This is a genomic window from Nonomuraea sp. NPDC023979 (assembly GCF_040639085.1).
Taxonomy (GTDB): domain Bacteria; phylum Actinomycetota; class Actinomycetes; order Streptosporangiales; family Streptosporangiaceae; genus Nonomuraea; species Nonomuraea ceibae.
In genome coordinates this window covers 664,949-685,737 of the sequence record NZ_JBEZZG010000001.1, presented here as the reverse complement: position 1 = coordinate 685,737, position 20,789 = coordinate 664,949, and the positions used below count along the sequence as shown (strand labels likewise).

The window sequence follows — 20,789 nt, the reverse complement described above, 5'->3', positions numbered from 1 at the left end:
GGATGTCTTGGAGTGACAGACCTCTTCTACAGCGGCTCCGCTGCTTTGTTCACCGGTCTTGACGAACAGCCCTCTCCCTTAACTGAACGGCGTTGGCTCTAGAGCTCCAGCTGCACCGCGGCGCGCGAGGCCAGGATCGGCTTGACGTGATGGGCGATCACCTTCTGGTGCTCCGGGTGGTCGCGGTAGGTTACGTAGTCGTCCTCGGAGTCGAAGTCGGCGACGACGGCGAACTCGTGGTTGCCCTGGTTGATGCCCGCGTCCATGCCGACCGTGTAGGAGCGGATCTGCGGGATGACGCCCGGCAGCCCGCGCAGCGCGGCCAGCACCCCCGCCTTCTGGGCGAGCGTGGCGTCTTCGGTCCAGGTGAACAGCACGATGTGGCGGATCATGGCGCCACCCTACAGAGGCCGGGAGGGGGCGTCCCCTCCCGGCCCGCGATCAGCTCCAGGCCAGCATCCGCAGCGGGTCCTCCAGCATCGCGCCCACGTCGCGCAGGAACAGCGAGCCCAGCTCGCCGTCGACCACCCGGTGGTCGAACGACAGGGCCAGGGTCGTCACCTTCCGTACGGCGAGCGCGCCGTCGACCACCCAGGGCATGTCCCGTACCTGGCCGAAGGCGAGGATGGCGGACTCGCCCGGGTTCAGGATCGGGGTGCCGGCGTCGACGCCGAAGACGCCGACGTTGGTGATCGTGATGGTGCCGCCCGCCATCTCCGCCGGCTGGGTGCGGCCCGCCCTGGCGGTCTCGGTGAGCTTGCCCAGCTCGGCGGCCAGGCCGGGCAGGGTCAGCTCGTGGGCGTTCTTGACGTTGGGCACCACGAGGCCCCTCGGGGTGGCGGCGGCGATGCCCAGGTTGACGTAGTGCTTGACGACGATCTCCTGGGCGGCCTCGTCCCAGGACGAGTTGATCATCGGGTGGCGGCGGGCCGCCGTGAGCACGGCCTTGGCCACCAGCAGCAGCGGCGACACCTTGACCTCGGCGAAGTCGGGCAGCGCGCGCAGCCGCTTGACCGCGTCCATCGTCTCGGTGACGTCCACCTGGAGGAACTCGGTGACGTGCGGGGCGGTGAACGCGCTGGCGACCATCGCCTGGGCGGTCATCTTGCGCACGCCCTTGACGGGGATGCGCTCCTCGCCCGCCTGCGGCCTGGCCGTCGCAGCCTGCTGCTGCGGCTGCGGCGGCCGGGCGGTCGCAGCGTGGACGTCCTCGCGGGTGATCGAGCCGTGGGGGCCCGTGCCCGTGAGGGTGGTCAGGTCCACGCCCAGGTCCTTGGCCAGCTTCCGGACGGGCGGCTTGGCCAGCGCCGCCACTCTGGCCGGGTCCGTAGACGCCGGGGGTTGCTCGGACGGGGGCTGGGGGGCTGTGGAAGGCGGGCCCTCCAGCTCCACGCGGGACGGGTTGGCGACCGGGTCGGCGGGGATCGTCGACGGCGCACGCCGGGTGCGGCGGCGGGCCGCGCCGGTCTTGACGCCGTAGCCGACCAGGACGGCCTGGCGCTCCTCCTTGGGCGCGGGGCTGCCGTGGGCGCCCGGCTCGACGGCGCCCTCCGCCGGCGGGGTGGGCACCAGGTCCTCGGCCAGGGCGGCCGCCTGCTGGCCGGCGGCGCCCGCGGAGCCGCCGGGACCGCCCGGTTCGCCCGGTTCGCCGGTCTCGACGGCGATGATCGGCCCGCCGACGTCCACCGTCTGGCCCTCGTCCGCGAGCAGGTCCGCCACCTGGCCGTTCCACGGGATGGGCAGCTCGACGATGGACTTGGCGGTCTCGATCTCGACGATGATCTGGTTGACCTTGACCTCGTCGCCCGGTCTGACGTGCCAGCGGACGATCTCGGCCTCCGTCAGCCCCTCGCCGACGTCCGGGAGCTTGAATTCGCGTCGCATCAGTGCGGGATCCCCCTCAGTAGCCGAAGGCGCGGTCGACGGCGTCGAGCACCCGGTCCAGGTCGGGGAGGTAGTGCTCCTCCAGCTTGGACGGCGGGTAGGGGGTGGAGAAGCCGCCGACGCGCAGCACCGGCGACTCCAGGTGGTAGAAGCACTGCTCGGTGATGCGGGCCGCCAGCTCCGCGCCGAACCCGTTGTTGACCGGGGCCTCGTGGACGACGACGACGCGGCCGGTGCGGCGCGCGGAGTCGAGGACCACCGGCGTGTCGAGCGGGTTGAGCGAGCGCAGGTCCACGACCTCCAGGTCGCGCCCGTCCTCCTCGGCGGCCTTGGCGGCCTCCAGACAGGTCTTGACCATGGGCCCGTAGCAGAGCAGCGTCGCGTCGGTGCCGGGGCGCACCACGCGGGCCCGGTCCAGGGGCGTCCACCAGTCGGTGCTGGTGGTGTCGACCTCGCCCTTCTCCCAGTAGCGGCGCTTGGGCTCGAAGAAGATGACCGGGTCGTCGCTCTGGATCGCCTGCTGGATCATCGAATAGGCGTCGGCCGGGTTGGCGCACGCCACGACGCGCAGCCCGGCGGTGTGGGTGAAGTACGCCTCGGGCGACTCGCTGTGGTGCTCGACCGCGCCGATGCCGCCGCCGCACGGGATGCGTACGACGACAGGGAGCTTGATCGCGCCGAGCGAGCGCATGGGCATCTTGGCGAGCTGGGTGATGATCTGGTCGGCGGCCGGGAAGACGAAGCCGTCGAACTGGATCTCGCACACCGGCCGGTAGCCGCGCAGCGCCAGGCCGATCGCGGTGCCGATGATGCCCGACTCGGCCAGCGGCGTGTCAATGACCCGGTCCTCGCCGAAGTCCTTCTGCAGCCCGTCGGTGACGCGGAACACGCCGCCGAGCTTGCCCACGTCCTCGCCCATGATGAGGACCTTGGGGTCGTCCTCCATGGCCTTGCGCATGCCCTCGTTGAGCGCCTTGGAAAGGCTCAGCACGGTCATCTCTCGAACCCCTCCAGGTAGGCGGCGTACTGGGCTCGTTCCTCGTCGATCAGCGCGTGCGGCTCGGAGTAGACGTGCTCGAACATGGCGAGCGGCTCCGGGTCGGGCATCGCCAGGCAGCGGGCCCTCAGGTCGGCGCCGAGCTGCTCGGCCTCGGCCTCGATCTCGTCGATGAACGCCTGGTCGGCCAGCTCGTTCTTGAACATGTAGGACTTGACCCGCTCGATCGGGTCCTTCAGCTTCCACGCCTCCAGCTCGCTGGCCACGCGGTAGCGGGTCGGGTCGTCGGCGCTGGTGTGGGCGCCCATCCGGTACGTGAACGCCTCGATCATGGTCGGGCCCTGGCCCTCGCGGGCGTTCTTGAGCGCGGCCCGGGTGACGGCGAGGCAGGCGAAGACGTCGTTGCCGTCGACGCGCACGCCGGGGAAGCCGAACCCGGACGCCCTGCGGTAGAGCGGGATGCGGGTCTGCTTCTCCAGCGGCTCGGAGATGGCCCACTGGTTGTTCTGGCAGAAGAACACGATCGGCGCGTTGAACACGCTGGCCCAGATGAACGACTCGTTGACGTCGCCCTGGGAGGTGGCGCCATCGCCGAAGTAGGCGATGGTGGCGGCGGTGGCGTCGTCGCGCTGGATGCCCATGGCGTAGCCGACGGCGTGCAGCGTCTGGCTGCCGATGACGATCGTGTAGAGGTGGAAGTTGTGCTCCTTGGGGTCCCACCCGCCGTGGTTGACGCCGCGGAACAGGCCGAGCAGCTTGAGCGGGTCGACGTCGCGGCACCAGGCCACGCCGTGCTCGCGGTAGGTGGGGAAGGCCATGTCGGCGTCGGTGAGCGCGCGGCCGGAGCCGATCTGCGCGGCCTCCTGGCCGAGGAGCGAGGCCCAGATGCCGAGCTCGCCCTGCCGTTGCAGGGCCACGGCCTCCAGGTCCACGCGCCGGACGAGCACCAGGTCGCGGTAGAGGGACCTGACCTCTTCTGGGGTCAGGTCGATGTCGTAGTCGGGATGCTGGACCCGCTCTCCTTCCGGCGTGAGGAGTTGGACGAGCTCCGGGGGTGCTTCGGCACCACGAGAGGCGTCGACGGTCACGTGCCACTCCTGTGCGGTCGGGGCCGGTCCGGACGGGGTTGCCACCGGTGGCCGGCCTTCTGAGCGTCCGGACCATTTGGTGGTGGTTCGTACGCGCTTGGGGCCATCGTGGCAGACGTCACAGCCCTCCGCGCAAGCCCCATGATGTCCCCGTTCCCGTTGTGCCGCACGCAAACACGCGCCGGTAGGCTGTCCTTTGCCAACCCCGCCGTACCCAGGAGGAACGCAGTGGCGCGCGTCATCGTAGACGTCATGCTGAAGCCCGAGATTCTCGACCCGCAGGGCCAGGCCATCGCCCGTGCGCTGCCCCGGCTGGGTTTCTCGGGTGTGTCCGCCGTGCGGCAGGGCAAGCGCTTCGAGATCGAGCTGGAGGGTCCCGCCGACGACGCCGCTATTGCGGACGTCCGAAAGATGGCGGAGACTCTGCTGGCGAACACCGTGATCGAGGACTACACGGTCCGCGTCGAGGCGTAGAACGGCATATTTCACACCTCAAATGGCCTTGTACGGCTAAAGCCGCATTCCGGCGTGCCACAATGCCACGGGTTCGCCAAGCCCAAATAACAACAGCGTGATTTTGCGGTTAGCCCCGATTTCACGGGGAAACCTACTCCAGGTGACATTCCGGAGCCCGGAGGAGTCCGGTGGACATTGAGTTCTCGTTGGCACTGCCCCGGGATGCGATCGGCATCCCGATGGTCAGGCGGGTGCTTGGCGATGCCATGCGATCCTTGCATGTGAGCGAGCCCTGCATTGCCGACATGCTGCTCGCGGTCTCCGAGGCCTGCTCCAACGCCGTGCGTCACGGCGGTCCCGCCAACCGCTACGAGGTCACGGCCGCCATCGGCTACGGCCGCTGCGACGTGCGCGTCGCCGACAGCGGCGGCGGCCTGCCCTCCGTGCCGCTCCACTTCCCGCCCGCCGACACCGAGAACGGCCGCGGCCTGCTGATCATGCGCTCGGTCGTCGACGAGATCTCCTTCGGCATCACGCCCGGCCGTGGCACCACGGTCCATCTGCGCAAGCTGCTCGCCTGGGACGACGCGGCCGAGGCCCGCTCCCGCCAGCTCGCCGCCGTCTGACGTCTCCGCTGGTGCGGGGCGTGACGAGGAACACACGAAAGCACCGGCTACCCTAGGGAGCGCCGCCCGCCGTCCGCCCCGAAGAGACGGTGGCGTGTGCTCATTTCCTCGGAGGGGACGACAGTCATGAGCGCTGCCCGTGTGGGCGTAGTCACGTTTCCCGGCACACTCGACGACCAGGACGCCGCCAGGGCCGTGCGCCTCGTGGGCGCCGAGGCGGTGCCGCTGTGGCACGCCGACCACGACCTGAAGGGGGTCGACGCGGTCTTCCTGCCCGGCGGCTTCTCCTACGGCGACTACCTGCGGTGCGGAGCCATCTCCCGGTTCGCGCCGCTGATGGAGGAGCTCATCCCGGCCGCCCGCGCGGGCCTTCCCGTGCTGGGCACCTGCAACGGCTTCCAGATCCTGTGCGAGGCGCACCTGCTGCCCGGCGCGCTGACCCGCAACGCCTCCCTGCACTACATCTGCCGCGACCAGCGCGTGCGCGTCGAGTCGACCGACACGGCCTGGACCAACGCCTTCGAGCAGGGCCAGGAGATCACGCTGCCGGTCAAGCACGGCGAGGGCCGCTACGTGGCCTCCGCCGAGACGCTGGCCGAGATCGAGGCCAACGGCCAGGTCGTGTTCCGCTACGTCGGCGGCAACCCCAACGGCGCCATGAACGACATCGCGGGCATCCGCAACGAGGCGGGCAACATCGTCGGCCTCATGCCGCACCCCGAGCACGCGGTCGAGGAGCTGGTCGGCGCCCCGAGCACCGACGGCCTCGGCTTCTTCACCTCCATCCTCAAGAAGCTGGTGAACGCATGACCACCGACTCCGTCAAGCGAGCGGAGAGCACGCCCGACGAGCCGATGCCCTTCGCCGAGCTCGGGATGAAGCAGGACGAGTACGACCGCGTCAAGGAGATCCTGGGCCGCCGGCCCACGGGCTCCGAGCTGGCCATCTACAGCGTCATGTGGTCCGAGCACTGCTCCTACAAGTCGTCCAAGGTGCATCTCAAGCAGTTCGCCACCAAGGCCCCCAAGTCCGACGCGCTGCTCGTCGGCATGGGCGAGAACGCCGGCGTGGTCGACATCGGCGACGGCTGGGCCGCCACCTTCAAGATCGAGTCGCACAACCACCCGTCCTACGTCGAGCCGCACCAGGGCGCCGCCACCGGCGTCGGCGGCATCGTGCGCGACATCATGTCGATGGGCGCCCGCCCGATCGCGGTCATGGACGCCCTCCGGTTCGGCGGCGCCCACCAGGACGACACCCGCCGCGTGCTGCCCGGCGTGGTCGAGGGCATCAGCCACTACGGCAACTGCCTCGGCCTGCCCAACATCGGCGGCGAGGTCGCCTTCGACCCCTGCTACATCGGCAACCCGCTGGTCAACGCCCTCTGCGTGGGCCTGCTGCGCAAGGACCAGATCAAGCTCGCCACCGCCCCCGGGCCCGGCAACAAGGTCGTCCTGTTCGGCGCCTCGACCGGCCCCGACGGCATCGGCGGCGCCTCCGTGCTGGCCTCGGCCACGTTCGAGGACGAGTCGCAGGCCAAGCGCCCCGCGGTGCAGGTCGGCGACCCGTTCATGGAGAAGCTGCTCATCGAGTGCTGCCTGGAGCTCTACGCGGCCGACGTCGTCGTCGGCATCCAGGACCTCGGCGCGGCCGGCGTCTCCTGCGCCACCACCGAGCTGGCCGCCAAGGGCACCGGCGGCATGCACGTCGACCTCAACCAGGTCCCGCTCCGCGATCCCTCGCTGCGCCCCGAGGAGATCCTGATGAGCGAGTCGCAGGAGCGGATGATGGCCGTCGTCCGGCCCTCCGACATCCCGGCGTTCATGGCGATCTGCGCCAAGTGGGACGTTCCCGCCACCGTCATCGGCGAGGTCACCGACACCGGCCGCCTCGTCATGACCTGGCACGGCGAGACCATCGTCGACATCCCGCCCGGCACCGCCGCCGACGACGGCCCCGTCTACGAGCGGCCCTTCCACGAGCCCGCCGGGCAGGCCACGCTCAACGCCGACACCCCCGACGCGCTGGAGCGGCCCGCCGACCTGCGCGCCACGCTGCTCCAGCTCCTCGGCTCGCCCAACCTGGCGTCCAAGGCGTGGGTGACCGACCAGTACGACCGCTACGTGCGCTCCAACACCGTGCTCGCCCAGCCGGCCGACGCCGGGATGCTGCGCATCTCCGAGGCCATCGCCGGGGCCGAGCCCACCACCCGGGGCATCGCGCTGTCCACCGACGGCAACGGCCGCTACGCCAAGCTCGACCCGTACGCCGGGGCCCAGCTCGCGCTCGCCGAGGCCTACCGCAACGTGGCCGTCACCGGCGCCAAGCCGCTGGCCGTCACCAACTGCCTCAACTTCGGCTCCCCCGAGGACCCCGAAGTCATGTGGCAGTTCGCCGAGGCCGTACGCGGCCTGGCCGACGCCTGCCGCACCCTCGGCGTGCCGGTGACCGGCGGCAACGTGTCCTTCTACAACCAGACGGGCTCCACCGCCATCCACCCCACGCCGGTCGTCGGCGTGCTCGGCGTCATCGACGACGTGGCCAAGCGGGTGCCCACCGGGTTCGTCGCCGAAGGGCTGCGCGTCGCGCTGCTGGGCGACACGGCCGCCGAGTTCGGCGGGTCGGAGTGGGCGCACGTCGCCCACGGCCACCTCGGCGGGCTGCCGCCGGAGGCCGACCTGGAGGCCGAGCGTTCGCTCGCCACCGTGCTCGTCGAGGCCGCCCGGCGCGGGCTCCTGGAGGGCTCCCACGACCTGTCCGACGGCGGGCTGGCCATCGCGCTGGCCGAGGCGTGCCTGGCGCACGGCATCGGCGCCACCGTGGCGCTGAGCGGCGAGCCGTTCACCGACCTGTTCAGCGAGTCGGCCGCCCGCGCGCTCGTCGCGGTCCGGCCGGAGGCGTTCGACGAGTTCGCCGCCCTCTGCGCCGAGCACGAGGTCCCGTGCTACGGGCTCGGCGTCACCGGCGGGGAGTCGCTGGTGGTGCAGGACGTGCTGGAGGTTCCGGTCTCGGAGCTGCGCGACACCCACACGGGCGCGCTGCCGGCCATCTTCGGCTGATCCACGCCAAAGGGGCCGGTACGGGATGCCGTACCGGCCCTTCGTGTTGTGCCTGGGACTTTCGTGTGGTGCCTAGGACTTCAGGCAGACGACGTAGACCGAGCCCGCGGAGCCGTGGTTGCCGCCCTGGGTCGAAACCTCGGGCTGGGCGCTCTTGCTGTTGACGTCGTAGTCGTTGTTGTTGCCCTTGCTCGCCCGGACCGTCCAGCCGTTGCCGCCGCTGGGCATGCTGGCGGTCACCTGGTAGCGCCAGTCGACGGAGAAACCGCCGCCGGTCGCCAGGTCGCCGCTCTTGCAGGTGGCCGTGCCGGAGCCGTTCTTGATGGAGGCCGTCTCCACGTAGGTGGAGAGGTTGGCCGCGCCGCCCGGGTCACCCTTCGGGCCCTGGGGGCCGCGGGGGCCGGTGTCGCCCTTCGGCCCCGGCTGCCCGTCCTTGCCGGGGAGGCCCGGCTTGCCGTCCTGGCCGTCCTTGCCTGCCGGGCCCTGCTGGCCGTCCTTGCCGGGGGCGCCGTCCTTGCCGGGGAGCCCCTGCTTGCCCTGGGGGCCGCGGGGGCCGACGGGGCCGGCGTCGCCCTTCGGGCCCTGGAGGCCCTGGGGGCCGCGGGGGCCGGCCTGGCCGCGAGTGCCCGAGGAGAGGGCGGGCTGGGTCTCGCCGCCGCCGATGATCATGCGGATCTCGGTCGTCCGGCACTTGGCCGTCGGGTTGACGATGCGCGCGTAGCGGGACTTCTTGTGCACGCAGGCGGTCACCTCACCGGCCGCGGAGGAGACGGACGAGGCGGTCGCGACGCCACCCACGGTGAGCAGCGAAGCGGCGAGCGCGCCGGCGGAGACGAGGGCGAGCGAGCGCCCACCCCGAACCTTGAGAGCCACGGCTTTCCTTCCGAAGAACAGGTGATGTTCATGTTGAACATGAGATTCACGTTTCAACCGTTCCATCGGATGGCAGAAGTGACATAACGTATCCATCACGAAACACAGCGTGACAGAACGGGCTGACGTCACTTGACGGGTCAAGAAGTGTCGAACCCGTAAAACAACACAGTGGCCCCCGGCCCCGCCCGTGGATAATCAGGGGCGTGTCAGCCCCCTACCTGCCGCCCGCCACGCAACCCGTGCGCGGAGTCGTCTGGGTCATCCATCTGGCGCTGCCCATGCTCGGGCTGTGGCTGCTGCTCGCCCAGCCGGACCTGAACGTCATGTGGCACCACAATCCCAGCCACTTCTGGCTGATCGTCGCCGTGGCCGGGCTGAACGTGGTGCTGGGCACGCTGATCAGCGAGGCGTCGCGGCGACGGCGGGACGCCCGGCTGTTCCTGGTCTCGATGGTGTTCGTCAGCAGTGCCGGGTTCTTCTTCATGCACGGGCTGGCGACGCCGCAGATCATCCTGCCCAAGGGGTCGCTCGGGTTCGACCTGGGGCAGATGGCCGGGCTCACGGTGGCCTCGGGGTTCGCGTTCGCCTCGGCGCTGCCGCTGGGCGAGCGGGCGGCGCGGGCGGTGCTGAAGGCGCAGCACGCGGTGCGCGGGGCGCTGTTCGGGTTCATGGTGCTGTGGGGGCTGGCCTCGCTGCTGCCGGGCTGGACGCCGCTGAGCCGCCCGCCGGAGGGGTCGCCCGCCGGGTGGGTGGCGTGGGGGTCGCTGCCGGGGCTGGCGCTGTTCGCGGCGGCCGGGGTGATGATGTTCCTGCTGCACCGGCGGCGGCCGTCGGCCATGCTGATCAGCCTCATCACCGCCTACGCGCTGCTGGCCGAGTCGATGGTCGCCGGGATGTCGCAGCTCAACTGGCATCTGACGTGGTGGGAGTGGCACGTCCTGCTGACGTTCGCGTTCGGGTTCGTCGCCTACAGCGCCTACCTGCAGTTCAGGCGGGAGGGGTCGGGCGCCGGGCTGTTCGACTCGGTGACGCTCTCGGCGACGGTGCGGCGCATCCAGCAGGACTACGACCGGGCGCTGGAGGAGCTCGTCGAGCACGTGCGGCGGGGCGAGCCGCTGGCGGCGACCCGGCTGTCGGGCAAGTTCCGGCTGAACGAGGGCCAGGCGGCGGTGCTCGACCGGGCCGGCCGGGCGCTGGCCGACGAGCGGGCGCTGTCGGAACGGCTGGCCGCGCTGGTCGACGTGGGCGCCAGGACCCGCGTCGGCCTGCCCGAGACCGAGCTGCTGGCCACGGCCCTGGACCGGGTCAGGCAGGCGTACGGGGACGTGCGGATCGGGCTGGTCTCCGAGGGCCGCACCCGGATCGGGTCGCGCGAGTATCACTTCACCACGAATGCGCCGATCCGCCGCGACGAGCTGGTCGCCTACCCCCTGACGGTGAAGAACCGGCTGGCCGGGGTGCTGGAGGTGCCCGCCGGGCGGGGCGCGCACGACGAGGCGCTGGCCGCCACGCTGGCCGGGCAGCTGTCGATCTCGCTGGAGAACGCCCGCCTCTACCGGGAGCTCAACACGCTCTTCCGCCAGTACATGTCGCCGGACGTGGCCAACGCCCTGCTCGCCGATCCGGGCCAGGCGGCGCTGGGCGGCCGGTTGCAGGAGCTGACCTCGCTGTTCGCCGATCTGAAGGGGTTCACCACGTTCTCGGAGCGGGTGACGCCGGGCGAGATCGTGGAGATGCTGAACCGCTATCACACGGCGGCGGTGCCGTGCATCCTGGCCAACGGCGGCACGATCGTGCAGTTCGTCGGTGACGCGCTGCTGGCGGTGTTCAACGCCCCGGCGGCGCAGGCGGGCCACGCCAGGGCGGCGTGCCGGGCGGCGCTCGCCATGCAGCGGGCCGCCGCCGAGGTTGCGCGGGAGGTGGCGGGGGCGGCCGTGGAGTGGCCGACGTTCCGCGTCGGGGTCAACACCGGGCCCGCGCTCGTCGGCAACATCGGCAGCCCCGAGCTGCGCGGCTTCAACGCGATGGGCGACTGCGTGAACGTGGCGGCCCGGCTCCAGTCGCTGGCCGAGCCGGGCACGGTGGTGATCGGCGCGACCACGCTCAAGCAGCTCGGCGCGGGGGCCCGGGTCGATCCGCTCGGCAGGCTGAGCCTCAAGGGCAAGGAGGAGCCCGTGGAGGCGTACGTTCTCACAGAAATGGCATAGCTGCCCGCCGCTCCGTACGGACATAATCGGGCGCATGACGCCAGAGGCCGGCGAGTTCCTGTCCACGCTCACTCCCGACGAGCTCCAGGCGGTGCTCGCCGCGGGGCGGCCGCGACGGTGGGAGCGCGGGACGACGGTGATGACCGAGGGCGACACCTCCGACTGGGTGCTCGTGCTGACCGCGGGCCGGGTCAAGGTCTCGTCCCATACGAGCGGCGGCACCGAGGTGGTGCTCGCGGTGCGCGGTCCCGGCGCGCTGCTGGGCGAGATGTCGGCCATCGACGGCTCGCCGCGCTCGGCCACGGTGACCGCGCTGGAGCCGGTCTCGGGGGTGGTGATCCGCGACTTCACCGGTTTCCTCCAGGATCACGGGCGGGTGGCCGTCCTGCTGCTGCGGCTGGTCACCGAGCGGCTGCGCGACTCCGACCGCAAGCGGATCGAGTACGGCGCGTTCGACACGACGGGACGGGTGGCGACGCGGCTGATCGAGCTGGCCGAGCGCTACGGCGAGCAGACGCCGGGCGGGCTGCGCGTGGCGCTGCCGCTGTCGCAGGACGAGCTGGCGGGCTGGACGGGGGCGTCGCGCGAGGCCGTCAGCAAGGCGTTGCGCTCGCTGCGCGACCGGGGGCTGATCGAGACCGGACGGCGGCGCGTGGTCGTCCACGACCTGGACGGGCTGCGCCGGCGGGCCCGCTGAACTATTTTCTAGAATTTCCCTCACCCCGCCGCGAAGTGGACGTACGTCGTACGTCATAGTTGAAGGCATGGTCGCGATCTCCCCCGATCAACATGCCAGGATGCGCTACGCGTGGCGCGTCTGCTCGGTCACCAGCCTGGGGCTCGTCCTCATCGGCATCGCGGGCAGCACGCTCAACGTGGCGCTCCCCGCGGTCGTCCGGCACTTCCAGGCCACGCCGTTCGAGTCGGGATGGATCCTGCTGGCGTTCCTGCTGGTCAACACCGCGAGCCTGGTGTTCTTCGGGCGGGTGGCCGACCTGCTGGGCCGGCGGGAGGTCTACCTGGCCGGGTTCGCGCTGTTCACGGTGGCGTCGCTGCTCGCCGGGCTGTCGCCCGACGTGTGGTTCCTGGTCGCGATGCGGGTGGTGCAGGCCGTCGGGGCGGCGATGATCCTGGCGAACGGGACCGTGATCATCACCGACGCGTTCCCGCCCGAGAAGCTCAGCCAGGGCATGGGCGTCTACATCGGCACGCTGTCGGTGGCCCAGCTCGCCGGACCCACGCTGGGCGGCCTGATCGCCTCCACGGCCGGATGGCAGTGGATCTTCTGGGTGAACGTGCCCGCAGGGGTGATCGCCGTGGTCTGGGGGGCGGTCACGCTGCGCAAGATGCCGCGCGGGCCCAAGCAGCCGGTGGACGCGCTGGGCAACGCGCTGGTGTTCGCCGCGCTGTCGGCCATCCTGCTCGCGCTCTCCGAAGCCGGCTCCGGCGGGCTGACCAGCCCGGTCGTGCTGGCCGGCGCAGCGGTGTTCGTCGTCCTGGTCCCGGTCATCGTGCTGGTCGAGCGGCGGGCCTCGCACCCCGTGCTGGACGTGCGGCTGTTCGGCGGGCGGATGCTGGCGTGCGCCAACCTGGCGTCGTTCTGCAACGCGATCGCCCGGGCCGCGCTGATCCTCGTGGTGGCGCTGTACTTCCAGGCGGCCCGGGGCGTGGACCCGTTCACGGCCGGGCTCAGCGTGTTGCCGGTGCCGGTGGGCATGGCGGTGGCCTCCCCCGTCGTGGGCGCGCTCGGCCGCCGCGTCTCCTCGTACGCGCTGTCGATCGGCGGCGCACTGATGAGCTCCACCGGCCTGGGCGTGCTGATGCTGACGGCCGACCCCGGCACCCCGTACTGGATCATCGGGATCGGCCTGTTCGTGGCCGGGTGCGGCAGCGGCGCCTTCCTGACCGGCAACACCACGCAGGTCATGGCCGCCCTGCCCAGCGGCAGCCTGGGCGTGGTGAACGGCTTCCGGCTCATGGTGATGAACGTCGGCGTGGTGCTCAGCATCGGCCTGTCGCTCAGCGTCCTGGGCAGCGCCGTCGGGCCCGAGGTGCGCGCCCAGGTCTACGCGGGCACCCTGTCGACGCTCTCGCCGGTCGCGGTGGACCAGCTCATGCAGGGCTTCCAGCGCACGTACGCGGTGCTGTTCGCGGTCGCGGTCGCCGGGGCCGTGCTGGCGGCCCTGGCCCGCTCGCGCAAGGTCACCTGAGGGCGGCCGACAGGCGGGACTCGACGTCGCGGTAGCGGCTGACGGGGATCAGGTGCACCCCGGCGAAGGCGCCGCTGTCGCGGACGGCCAGGACCTGGGCGCAGGCGGCCTCGACGCCGGCCATGCGGTCGTCGGCCAGCCGGGCGACCAGCTCGTCCGGGATCGCGATGTCGGGGATGGCGGCCGACAGGGCGCGGGCGTGACCGGCGCTGGCCACGACCAGCACGCCGGCGTAGACCGGGACGTCGACCGGGTTGGCCTCGCGCCAGCGCAGCAGCGCCTCCAGCGAGAAGCCGGCCTGGAGGAACAGGAAGTCGGCGGCCCGCTTCCAGGCCGGGAGCGGGCGCAGCCCGGCGGCGGCGCCGACGCGCAGGCCGGGCGAGAACGCGCGGGCCTCGTCGATCATCGAGCGCACGGTCAGGTCGCTGGTGCGGTTGCCGCTGGTCGGCTTGTCGCCGTAGACGAACAAGAACTGGTCCACCCCGTAGGCGGCGGCGGTGAGCAGGTCGCGGCGGAAGCCGAGCAGGTTGCGGTCGCGCGAGTTGAGGCAGGCGATGCTGCGCCCGCCCATCGCCTCGACCTCGTGCGCCACGGCGACGCTGGAGACGGTCGCGCGGCCGATGTGGTTGTCGGGGATCAGGAACGAGTGGGCGATCGTGCTCAGCGTGCCGATCTGGTGGCGGACGCGCTTGAGGTCGGGCGTGGTGGGCGGCTCGATTTCGCATACCAGCTCGAAGGTCATGGCCAGGACCCTAGCGTCTGGCCGCCAGGGCTTCTATGCCCGCGAGGACGAGGTCGACGCCGAACGTGTCGTAGAGCTCGGGGTCGGGCTGGACGAGGGGGCCGGCCATCTCCACCAGGTTCGGGTAGGTCGCGGCGGGCAGCGACTGCAGGCCGAGGCGCTTGACCCGGACCAGCTCGGCGACCTCCTCCGGGGTGTTGCTCGCGGTGAAGTGCACCGGGGCGTCGGCGATGGAGATGGCGCTCTGCAGCAGGTATTTGGAGATCAGGCAGCTCTCCTCCACGGAGAACCCGGCGGACCTGGCCAGGCCGAGCGCGTCGTCCCACACGGCCAGGAAGCTCGGCACCGCACTCTGGTCGACCTGCTCCAGCACGCTCTTGGCGCACGGGTGGGTGCGCAGCACGCGGACCAGGCCGGTCAGGACCTCGCGCAGCCGCTGCTGCCACGGCCGCTCGTCGTCGCGCGCGGGGGCGAACCCGGCGACGAGGTGGTCGGCCATGCCCTCCAGGAGCCGGTCCTTGTTCTTGAAGTGCCAGTAGAGGGCCATCGGCGTGACACCGAGGTCGGTCGCGAGCCGCCTGATGGTCACGGCGTCGAGCCCTTCGGCGTCGCCGATCCGCAGGGCCCGCTCGACGATCGCGTCCGCGGTGAGCTTTCCCATCACGGTTGACAACTATACGCCGTACGAGTTTCCCTATACGTCGTACAAGTACGTCGTATAGGAGGGTTCGTGGAGCGCAGATGGTGGGCGCTGGGCGCGGTGACGCTCGGCACGTTCATGACGTATCTCGACAACAACGTCGGCAACGTCGCCCTGCCGACGATCCAGCGGGAGCTCGGGCTGACGCTGGCCGGGCTGGAGTGGATCGTCAGCGGCTACATCCTGGTGTTCGCCGGGCTGATGCTGGCCGGGGGCAGGCTGGCCGACGTGTTCGGCGCGCGCCGGGTGTTCGCCGCCGGGCTCGGCGTCTTCACACTGGCCTCGCTGGCCGCCGGGCTCGCCACCGACGGCGGCTCGCTGATCGCCGCCCGCGCGGTGCAGGGCGTCGGCGCGGCCCTGCTCACCCCGACCGCGCTGTCACTGATCACGCAGATCTTCCCCGATGGGACCGAGCGCGGCCGCGCGGTCGGCATCTGGAGCGCGGCCGGGGCGCTGTCCATGGCCCTCGGCCCGGTGACCGGCGGCTTCATCAGCGAGAACTGGCACTGGGGCTGGATCTACCTGATCAACGTGCCGATCGGCGTCGCCACGCTCGGGCTGGCGCTGTGGGCGGTGCGGCCGGCCTTCACCCGGGTACGGCACAGCCTCGACCTGCCGGGCCTGGCCACCTCCGCGATCGCGCTGTTCGCGCTGACCTACGCGCTCATCGAGGGCGAGGCGGCCGGCTGGACCTCGCCGGAGATCCTCGCCGCGTTCGCCGTCACGGCGGTGTCGGCGGTGGCGTTCCTGCTGGTCGAGGCGCGGGCGGCGGAGCCGATGATCGACCTGTCGCTCTTCCGGGCCAGGCGGTTCACCGGCGGCGTGATCACCAGCGGCATCTGGTCGTTCGGCGTGTTCGGCATCTACTTCTTCAGCGCGCTCTGGCTGCAGAACGTGCTCGGCTTCAGCCCGACCGAGGCCGGGGCCGCGTTCGTGCCGATGGCGCTGGTCATGGGCGTCGTCGCGGTGCTGTCGCAGCGGATCGGCGCGGCGCTGGGCATCGGCAGGACCGTGGCGCTCGGGCTGGCGCTGATGGCGGCCGCGATCTACCTGATCTCCGGCGTCGGCGCCGACGGCGGCTACGCGGACGTGCTGCCGTGGTTCGTCCTGTACGGGCTCGGCGGCGGCCTGCTGGTGCCCCTGACCGCGGCCGTGCTCAGCGGGATGCCCACCGGCCGGTCCGGGGTGGCGTCCGGGGTGCTCAACGTGTCGAGAGAGGTGTTCGGGCTGCTCGGCATCACCGTGCTGGGCGCGATCCTGACCTCCCGGCAGGCGGCGGGCGACGGGCCGCCGCTCGCCGCCTTCCTCGACGCCTACCGGTTCACGCTGGTGATCGCGGCCGTCGTGGTGCTGGCGGGCATCCCGGTCGCGCTCCGCACGCTGCGCGCGGACCGTACGACCGGGGAGCCTCAGGCGGCGGCGATGGCCGGGTCGGCGAACTGAGTGCGGTAGAGCTCCTCGTAGCGGCCCCCGGCGGCCAGCAGCTCGGCGTGCGTGCCGCGCTCGGCGACCCGGCCGTCCTCGATCACCAGGATGACGTCGGCGGCGCGGATCGTGGACAGCCGGTGCGCGATCACCACGGCGGTCCGCCCGTCGAGCGCCTCGGCCAGCGCCTCCTGCACGGCGGCCTCGGAGGTGGAGTCGAGCGCGGCCGTGGCCTCGTCCAGGATGACCACGCGGGGCCTGGCGAGCAGCAGGCGGGCGATCGTCAGCCGCTGGCGCTCGCCGCCCGACAGCCGGTAGCCGCGCTCGCCCACCACCGTGTCGAGGCCGTCGGGCAGCGACTCGATCAGCGTGGCGAGCCTGGCCCGGCGCAGCACCTCCCACAGCTCCTCCTCGTCCGCCTCGGGGCGGGCGAGCAGCAGGTTGGCCCGGATCGAGTCGTGGAACAGGTGCCCGTCCTGGGTGACCATGCCGAGCGTGTCGCGGATGGAGTCGGCCGTCAGGTCACGCACGTCCACGCCGCCGATCCGCACCGCGCCCTCGTCCACGTCGTACAGGCGGGGCAGGAGCTGGGCGATGGTGGACTTGCCCGCGCCCGACGAGCCCACCAGGGCGACCATCTGGCCGGGCTCGGCCCGGAACGAGACGCCGTGCAGCACCTCGACGCCGCCCCGGCTGTCGAGCGCGGCCACCTCCTCCAGGGAGGCCAGCGACACCTTGTCGGCCGACGGGTAGGCGAAGCGCACGTTGTCGAACTCGACCCCGACCGGTCCGTCGGGCACCTGGCCGGCGCCGGGCCGGTCCTTGATGAGCGGTTCGAGGTCGAGCACCTCGAAGACGCGCTCGAAGCTGACCAGCGCGCTCATCACGTCCACCCGGGCGCTGGCCAGCGCGGTCAGCGGCGAGTAGAGGCGGGTGATCAGCAGCGCGAGCGCCACGACCGAGCCCGGGTCGAGCTGGTCGCGCAGCGCGTAGAAGCCGCCGAGCCCGTACACCAGGGCCAGCGCGAGCGCGGAGACCAGCGTCAGCGCGGTGACGAACACCGACTGCGTCATGGCCGTGCGCACCCCGATGTCGCGCACCCGCCTGGCCCTGGCGGCGAACTCGGCCGACTCGGCACGCGGCCGGCCGAACAGCTTGACCAGCGTCGCGCCCGGCGCCGAGAACCGCTCGGTCATCTGGGTGCCCATCGCCGCGTTGTGGTCGGCGGCCTCGCGGCGCAGCCGGGCGATCCGCACGCCCATCCGGCGCGCGGGCAGCACGAACACCGGCAGCAGCAGCAACGCCAGCAGCGTGATCTGCCAGGAGATGCCGATCATCACGGTCAGCGCCAGCACCAGCGTCACCACGTTGCCGGCCACGCTGGACAGCGTGTCGGTGAACGCCCGCTGCGCGCCGATCACGTCGTTGTTGAGCCGGCTGACCAGGGCGCCGGTGCGCGTCCTGGTGAAGAACGCGATCGGCATCTTCTGCACGTGGTCGAAGACGGCCGTGCGCAGGTCCAGGATCAGGTTCTCGCCCAGCCCCGACGACAGCCAGCGGGTCAGCAGCCCGAGCCCGGCCTCGGCCACCGCCAGGCCCGCGATCAGGCCCGCCAGCCCGAGCACCACGCTCATCGGCTTGCCCGAGCCGATCGCGTCCAGCACCCGGCCCGCCAGCACCGGCGGGGCGACCGCCAGGGCCGCCATCACCACGCTCAGCGCCAGGAAGAACGTGATCCTGCGGCGATGCGGCCGGGCGAACCCCCAGACGCGACGGAGCGTCGCCTTCGATATCTGGCGACGCTCCGGGCGGTTGTTCAGCGAGTACACCTGGTGCCAGGCCGTCATCTCCATGCTCATGGAGAGGAGCCTAGGACCTCAAGTTAACTTGACGTCAACTGCCGATCTTCTTGTTCCTGGCGTGCCACACCACCGCGACGGCCGGGCGCGGCTGGTCGCCGTCGGGCCAGCGGCTGGCGGGCTTGTCCGGGCTCGCGCCGTCGACCTCGCCCGGGTGCTGCACCGCGACGAACACGCTGCGCTGGTCCTCGGTGATCATAGGGCCGCAGGTCTCCGCGCCGACCGGCACCGTGAGGAACTGCCGCACGTGACCCCGGTCCCGGCCGCGCACCGGCATGACGAACAGGCCGTCGTGGCTGCCGAGCTTGTTGCCGTCCGTGGAGATCCACAGGTTGCCGTCACGGTCGAAGGCCAGGTTGTCCGGGCAGGAGATCGGCGACACCTTGGTCTTGTCGAACCCGGCGAAGTAGGTGCCGGAGTCGTTCGGGTCGCCGCAGACCAGCGGCACCGACCAGGCGAACGTCGTCTCCGCCGCGTCACCGCGCCGCTCGACCAGCTCCAGCACGTGGCCGTGCTTGTTGTTCGCGCGCGGGTTGGCCTCGTCGGCCTGCGCCGGGGTGCGGTTGGTGTTGTTGGTCAGCGCGACGTAGACGGCGCCGGTGACCGGGTTGCGCTCCACGTCCTCGGGGCGGTCCATCTTCGTGGCCCCGACCTTGTCGGCCGCCACGCGCGTGTAGACCAGCACCTCGGCCGCGGTCATGCCCTCGACGTGCGACTCGTTGCCGCTGACCAGCGGGATCCACTCGCCGGCGCCGTCGAAGGCGCCGTCGGACGGCAGCTTGCCCGAGCCGTCGATCTCCTCCGCCGGGCTGTCGCCGGTGAACCGCGCCACGTAGAGCGTGCCCTCGTCCAGCAGGCTCCGGTTGTGCCGGTCGTTGCCCCGGCGGTAGCGCTCCTTCGAGACGAACTTGTAGACGTACTCGAACCGGGAGTCGTCACCCATGTAGACGACCAGGCGGCCGTCCTTGGCCAGCGTCGTCGTGGCGGCCTCGTGCTTGAAGCGGCCCAGCGCCGTCCGCTTGATCGGCGTCGCGTCCGGGTCGAACGGGTCGATCTCCACGATCCACCCGAACCGGTTGGCCTCGTTCGGGTGCTTGGCCAGGTCGAACCGCTCCTCGACCCGGTCGAAGCGGCGGTTGTCGGCCGGCGTGCCCGTGGTGAGCGTGTAGCGCTGGACGTACGGCTTCTGCTCGGCGGGGACCTTGTCGCCGTTGACGAAGTACTGGTCGAAGTTCTCCTCGGCGGTCAGCACCGTGTCCCACGGGGTGGTGCCGCCGGCGCAGTTGTTCAGCATGCCCAGCGGCTTGAGTCCGGCCGGGTCGGCCGCGGTCTTCAGCAGGTCGCTGCCGGCGGCCGGGCCGGTGAAGCGCATCGGCGTCGTCGCGGTGATCCGCCGGTTGTAGCGGCGGCGGCCCCGGGTCACCAGCTTCCACTCGCCGCTGCGGTGCTCGCGCTCCACCTCGACCACCGAGCCGCCGTGCGCGGCCAGCGCGATCTTGATCTGCTCCTCGGTCGCGGCGGCGCCGCCGGTGTAGCCGCGGAACATCAGGTTCTCGTCGCTGTACTCGTGGTTCACCCAGAGCAGGCCACGGTCGCGGCCCATCGGGAAGAGGGTGACGAAGTCGCAGTTGTAGCCGAACTGCTTGGCCTGCGCGTCGGCCGTCTGGTTGGCGAAGTCGAACGCGGGCGCGTCCGGCAGCACCGGGTCGCCCCAGCGCACCACGACCGAGGACCGGTAGCCGTCGGGCACGGTCAGCTTGTCGTCGGTGTTCGGAGGAACGGGCGTGAAGTCCAGGCCGCCGCCCCGGTGACCGGCCGCCTCCGGCCTGCCCGGGTCGGCGAACGCCGGCGCGGCCCCGGCCAGCCCGGCCCCCGCCACCAGCACGCCCAGCGCGCCGGCGCGCAGCGCGCCACGACGCGACAGCGCCTGCTCGACCACCTCGCCGAAGTACGGGTTGCCGCTCGTGTTGGCCACGTCATGCGCGCACGCGTTGCCGCACCGGAACTGGCAGGTCATCGCGGATCGGCCACCCTTGTGCGGGGTGGAAAGCAGCGGCAGCAGCCGGCGCGGCGAGAGATTCGCCACAGGGTCCTCCAAGGTAGTGCGCAATCGTTCGAGCCGGACATTACGGTCACCGGAGAAACCGCAGGTGAACGAGGCCCTCCGGCGCGGTGAACGCTTCCAGGGAGCACAATGGTGGCGTGCCACCACGCAAACTCGATCCAGCGAAGCTCCGCGAGGCACTCGACGCCCAGCTCGTCGCCCTCGACCAACCGGCTTACGACGGGCCCGCCGGCGCGCTGGCCGACGCCCTCGTCACCGCCGTGCTCACCGCCTACGACCGCGGGGTGCGGCCCGAGCGCGAGGCCGCGCGGCAGGCCGTACGCCATCTGCTGGACCGGCTGGTGACGGCCGCGCCCGGGCGGACCGTCGAGGTGCGCGTGCCGCCGTACGCGGCCGTACAGGCGATCGAGGGGCCGCGCCACACGCGGGGAACGCCGCCGAACGTGGTCGAGATGGACGCGCGCACGTGGATCGAGCTGGCGGTGGGGCGGATGACGTGGGAGGAGGCCAGGGGGAAGGGGGCGGTGGCGGCCAGCGGATCCCGAGCCGACCTGTCCGAATATTTGCCGCTATAACGCGCCGGAAGGCTACGTCG

Annotated in this window: 18 protein-coding genes; 9 read left to right on the top strand and 9 right to left on the bottom strand. The window is 71.6% G+C overall.

Annotated elements, in window-relative coordinates; translation table 11 throughout:
• Window positions 1–98: 98 nt before the first annotated feature.
• From AB0G11_RS03370 to pdhA, 4 genes are read right to left on the bottom strand one after another with little or no spacing between them, the layout of a single operon-like run.
• Window positions 99–392 carry a Dabb family protein gene (locus AB0G11_RS03370; RefSeq protein ID WP_219506504.1) on the bottom strand — a complete coding sequence of 98 codons (294 nt, stop codon included), beginning with the start codon at window positions 390–392 and terminating at the stop codon, window positions 99–101.
• Between the two features lie 49 nt (window positions 393–441).
• Window positions 442–1,884 (bottom strand): dihydrolipoamide acetyltransferase family protein, encoded by a 1,443-nt coding sequence (locus AB0G11_RS03365; protein WP_357583683.1) that lies wholly within the window; start codon window positions 1,882–1,884, stop codon window positions 442–444.
• A gap of 16 nt (window positions 1,885–1,900) precedes the next feature.
• Window positions 1,901–2,881, bottom strand: a complete 981-nt coding sequence (locus tag AB0G11_RS03360; RefSeq protein ID WP_219506507.1) for an alpha-ketoacid dehydrogenase subunit beta — start codon at window positions 2,879–2,881, stop codon at window positions 1,901–1,903.
• Complete coding sequence (gene pdhA, locus AB0G11_RS03355; protein ID WP_219506509.1) at window positions 2,878–3,969, bottom strand: pyruvate dehydrogenase (acetyl-transferring) E1 component subunit alpha; 1,092 nt, start codon at window positions 3,967–3,969, stop codon at window positions 2,878–2,880. Before pdhA ends, AB0G11_RS03360 begins: the two co-directional genes overlap by 4 nt.
• Before the next feature lie 228 nt (window positions 3,970–4,197).
• On the opposite strand from pdhA, the gene purS reads away from it, so the two are divergent.
• The 4 genes from purS (at window position 4,198) to purL (ending at window position 8,110) form a co-directional block, all read left to right on the top strand.
• Window positions 4,198–4,443 (top strand): phosphoribosylformylglycinamidine synthase subunit PurS, encoded by a 246-nt coding sequence (purS, locus tag AB0G11_RS03350; protein ID WP_219506510.1) that lies wholly within the window; start codon window positions 4,198–4,200, stop codon window positions 4,441–4,443.
• Window positions 4,444–4,664: 221 nt separating this feature from the next.
• The gene (locus AB0G11_RS03345; RefSeq protein WP_219506592.1) at window positions 4,665–5,051 is read left to right on the top strand and encodes an ATP-binding protein; all 387 of its coding nucleotides are present in this window, start codon (window positions 4,665–4,667) and stop codon (window positions 5,049–5,051) included.
• Between the two features lie 126 nt (window positions 5,052–5,177).
• Window positions 5,178–5,861 (top strand): phosphoribosylformylglycinamidine synthase subunit PurQ, encoded by a 684-nt coding sequence (purQ, locus tag AB0G11_RS03340; RefSeq protein WP_357583681.1) that lies wholly within the window; start codon window positions 5,178–5,180, stop codon window positions 5,859–5,861.
• Entirely contained in the window at window positions 5,858–8,110 is a 2,253-nt protein-coding gene (gene purL, locus AB0G11_RS03335; RefSeq protein ID WP_357583680.1) for a phosphoribosylformylglycinamidine synthase subunit PurL, read from the top strand. Before purQ ends, purL begins: the two co-directional genes overlap by 4 nt.
• A gap of 72 nt (window positions 8,111–8,182) precedes the next feature.
• Here the strand turns inward: purL and AB0G11_RS03330 are convergent, their stop codons facing one another.
• Entirely contained in the window at window positions 8,183–8,983 is an 801-nt protein-coding gene (locus AB0G11_RS03330) for a hypothetical protein (RefSeq protein ID WP_357583678.1), read from the bottom strand.
• A gap of 206 nt (window positions 8,984–9,189) precedes the next feature.
• Here AB0G11_RS03330 and AB0G11_RS03325 point away from each other — a divergent pair, with 206 nt between their 5' ends.
• The 3 genes from AB0G11_RS03325 (at window position 9,190) to AB0G11_RS03315 (ending at window position 13,403) form a co-directional block, all read left to right on the top strand.
• Complete coding sequence (locus AB0G11_RS03325; RefSeq protein ID WP_357583676.1) at window positions 9,190–11,193, top strand: adenylate/guanylate cyclase domain-containing protein; 2,004 nt, start codon at window positions 9,190–9,192, stop codon at window positions 11,191–11,193.
• 34 nt (window positions 11,194–11,227) lie between these two features.
• Window positions 11,228–11,890, top strand: a complete 663-nt coding sequence (locus AB0G11_RS03320; RefSeq protein WP_357583674.1) for a Crp/Fnr family transcriptional regulator — start codon at window positions 11,228–11,230, stop codon at window positions 11,888–11,890.
• 67 nt (window positions 11,891–11,957) lie between these two features.
• Window positions 11,958–13,403, top strand: coding sequence for an MFS transporter (locus AB0G11_RS03315; protein WP_357583672.1), 1,446 nt, complete (start codon window positions 11,958–11,960; stop codon window positions 13,401–13,403).
• Here the strand turns inward: AB0G11_RS03315 and AB0G11_RS03310 are convergent.
• Window positions 13,396–14,145 carry a methylenetetrahydrofolate reductase gene (locus AB0G11_RS03310; RefSeq protein ID WP_219506516.1) on the bottom strand — a complete coding sequence of 250 codons (750 nt, stop codon included), beginning with the start codon at window positions 14,143–14,145 and terminating at the stop codon, window positions 13,396–13,398. The genes AB0G11_RS03315 and AB0G11_RS03310 overlap by 8 nt on opposite strands.
• A 10-nt stretch (window positions 14,146–14,155) precedes the next feature.
• Window positions 14,156–14,806, bottom strand: coding sequence for a TetR family transcriptional regulator (locus AB0G11_RS03305; RefSeq protein WP_357583702.1), 651 nt, complete (start codon window positions 14,804–14,806; stop codon window positions 14,156–14,158).
• A 69-nt stretch (window positions 14,807–14,875) separates the two neighbouring features.
• Here AB0G11_RS03305 and AB0G11_RS03300 point away from each other — a divergent pair, with 69 nt between their 5' ends.
• Entirely contained in the window at window positions 14,876–16,288 is a 1,413-nt protein-coding gene (locus AB0G11_RS03300; RefSeq protein ID WP_357583670.1) for a DHA2 family efflux MFS transporter permease subunit, read from the top strand.
• Here AB0G11_RS03300 and AB0G11_RS03295 read toward each other — a convergent pair.
• Both AB0G11_RS03295 and AB0G11_RS03290 read right to left on the bottom strand, forming a co-directional pair.
• Window positions 16,255–18,129 carry an ABC transporter ATP-binding protein gene (locus AB0G11_RS03295; protein WP_357583668.1) on the bottom strand — a complete coding sequence of 625 codons (1,875 nt, stop codon included), beginning with the start codon at window positions 18,127–18,129 and terminating at the stop codon, window positions 16,255–16,257. The two genes, AB0G11_RS03300 and AB0G11_RS03295, sit on opposite strands and share 34 nt — an antisense overlap.
• 34 nt (window positions 18,130–18,163) lie before the next feature.
• Window positions 18,164–20,215 (bottom strand): PhoX family phosphatase, encoded by a 2,052-nt coding sequence (locus AB0G11_RS03290; protein ID WP_357583666.1) that lies wholly within the window; start codon window positions 20,213–20,215, stop codon window positions 18,164–18,166.
• A gap of 116 nt (window positions 20,216–20,331) precedes the next feature.
• Here AB0G11_RS03290 and AB0G11_RS03285 point away from each other — a divergent pair, with 116 nt between their 5' ends.
• Complete coding sequence (locus AB0G11_RS03285) at window positions 20,332–20,769, top strand: sterol carrier family protein (protein ID WP_357583665.1); 438 nt, start codon at window positions 20,332–20,334, stop codon at window positions 20,767–20,769.
• The last annotated feature ends 20 nt before the right edge of the window (window positions 20,770–20,789 follow it).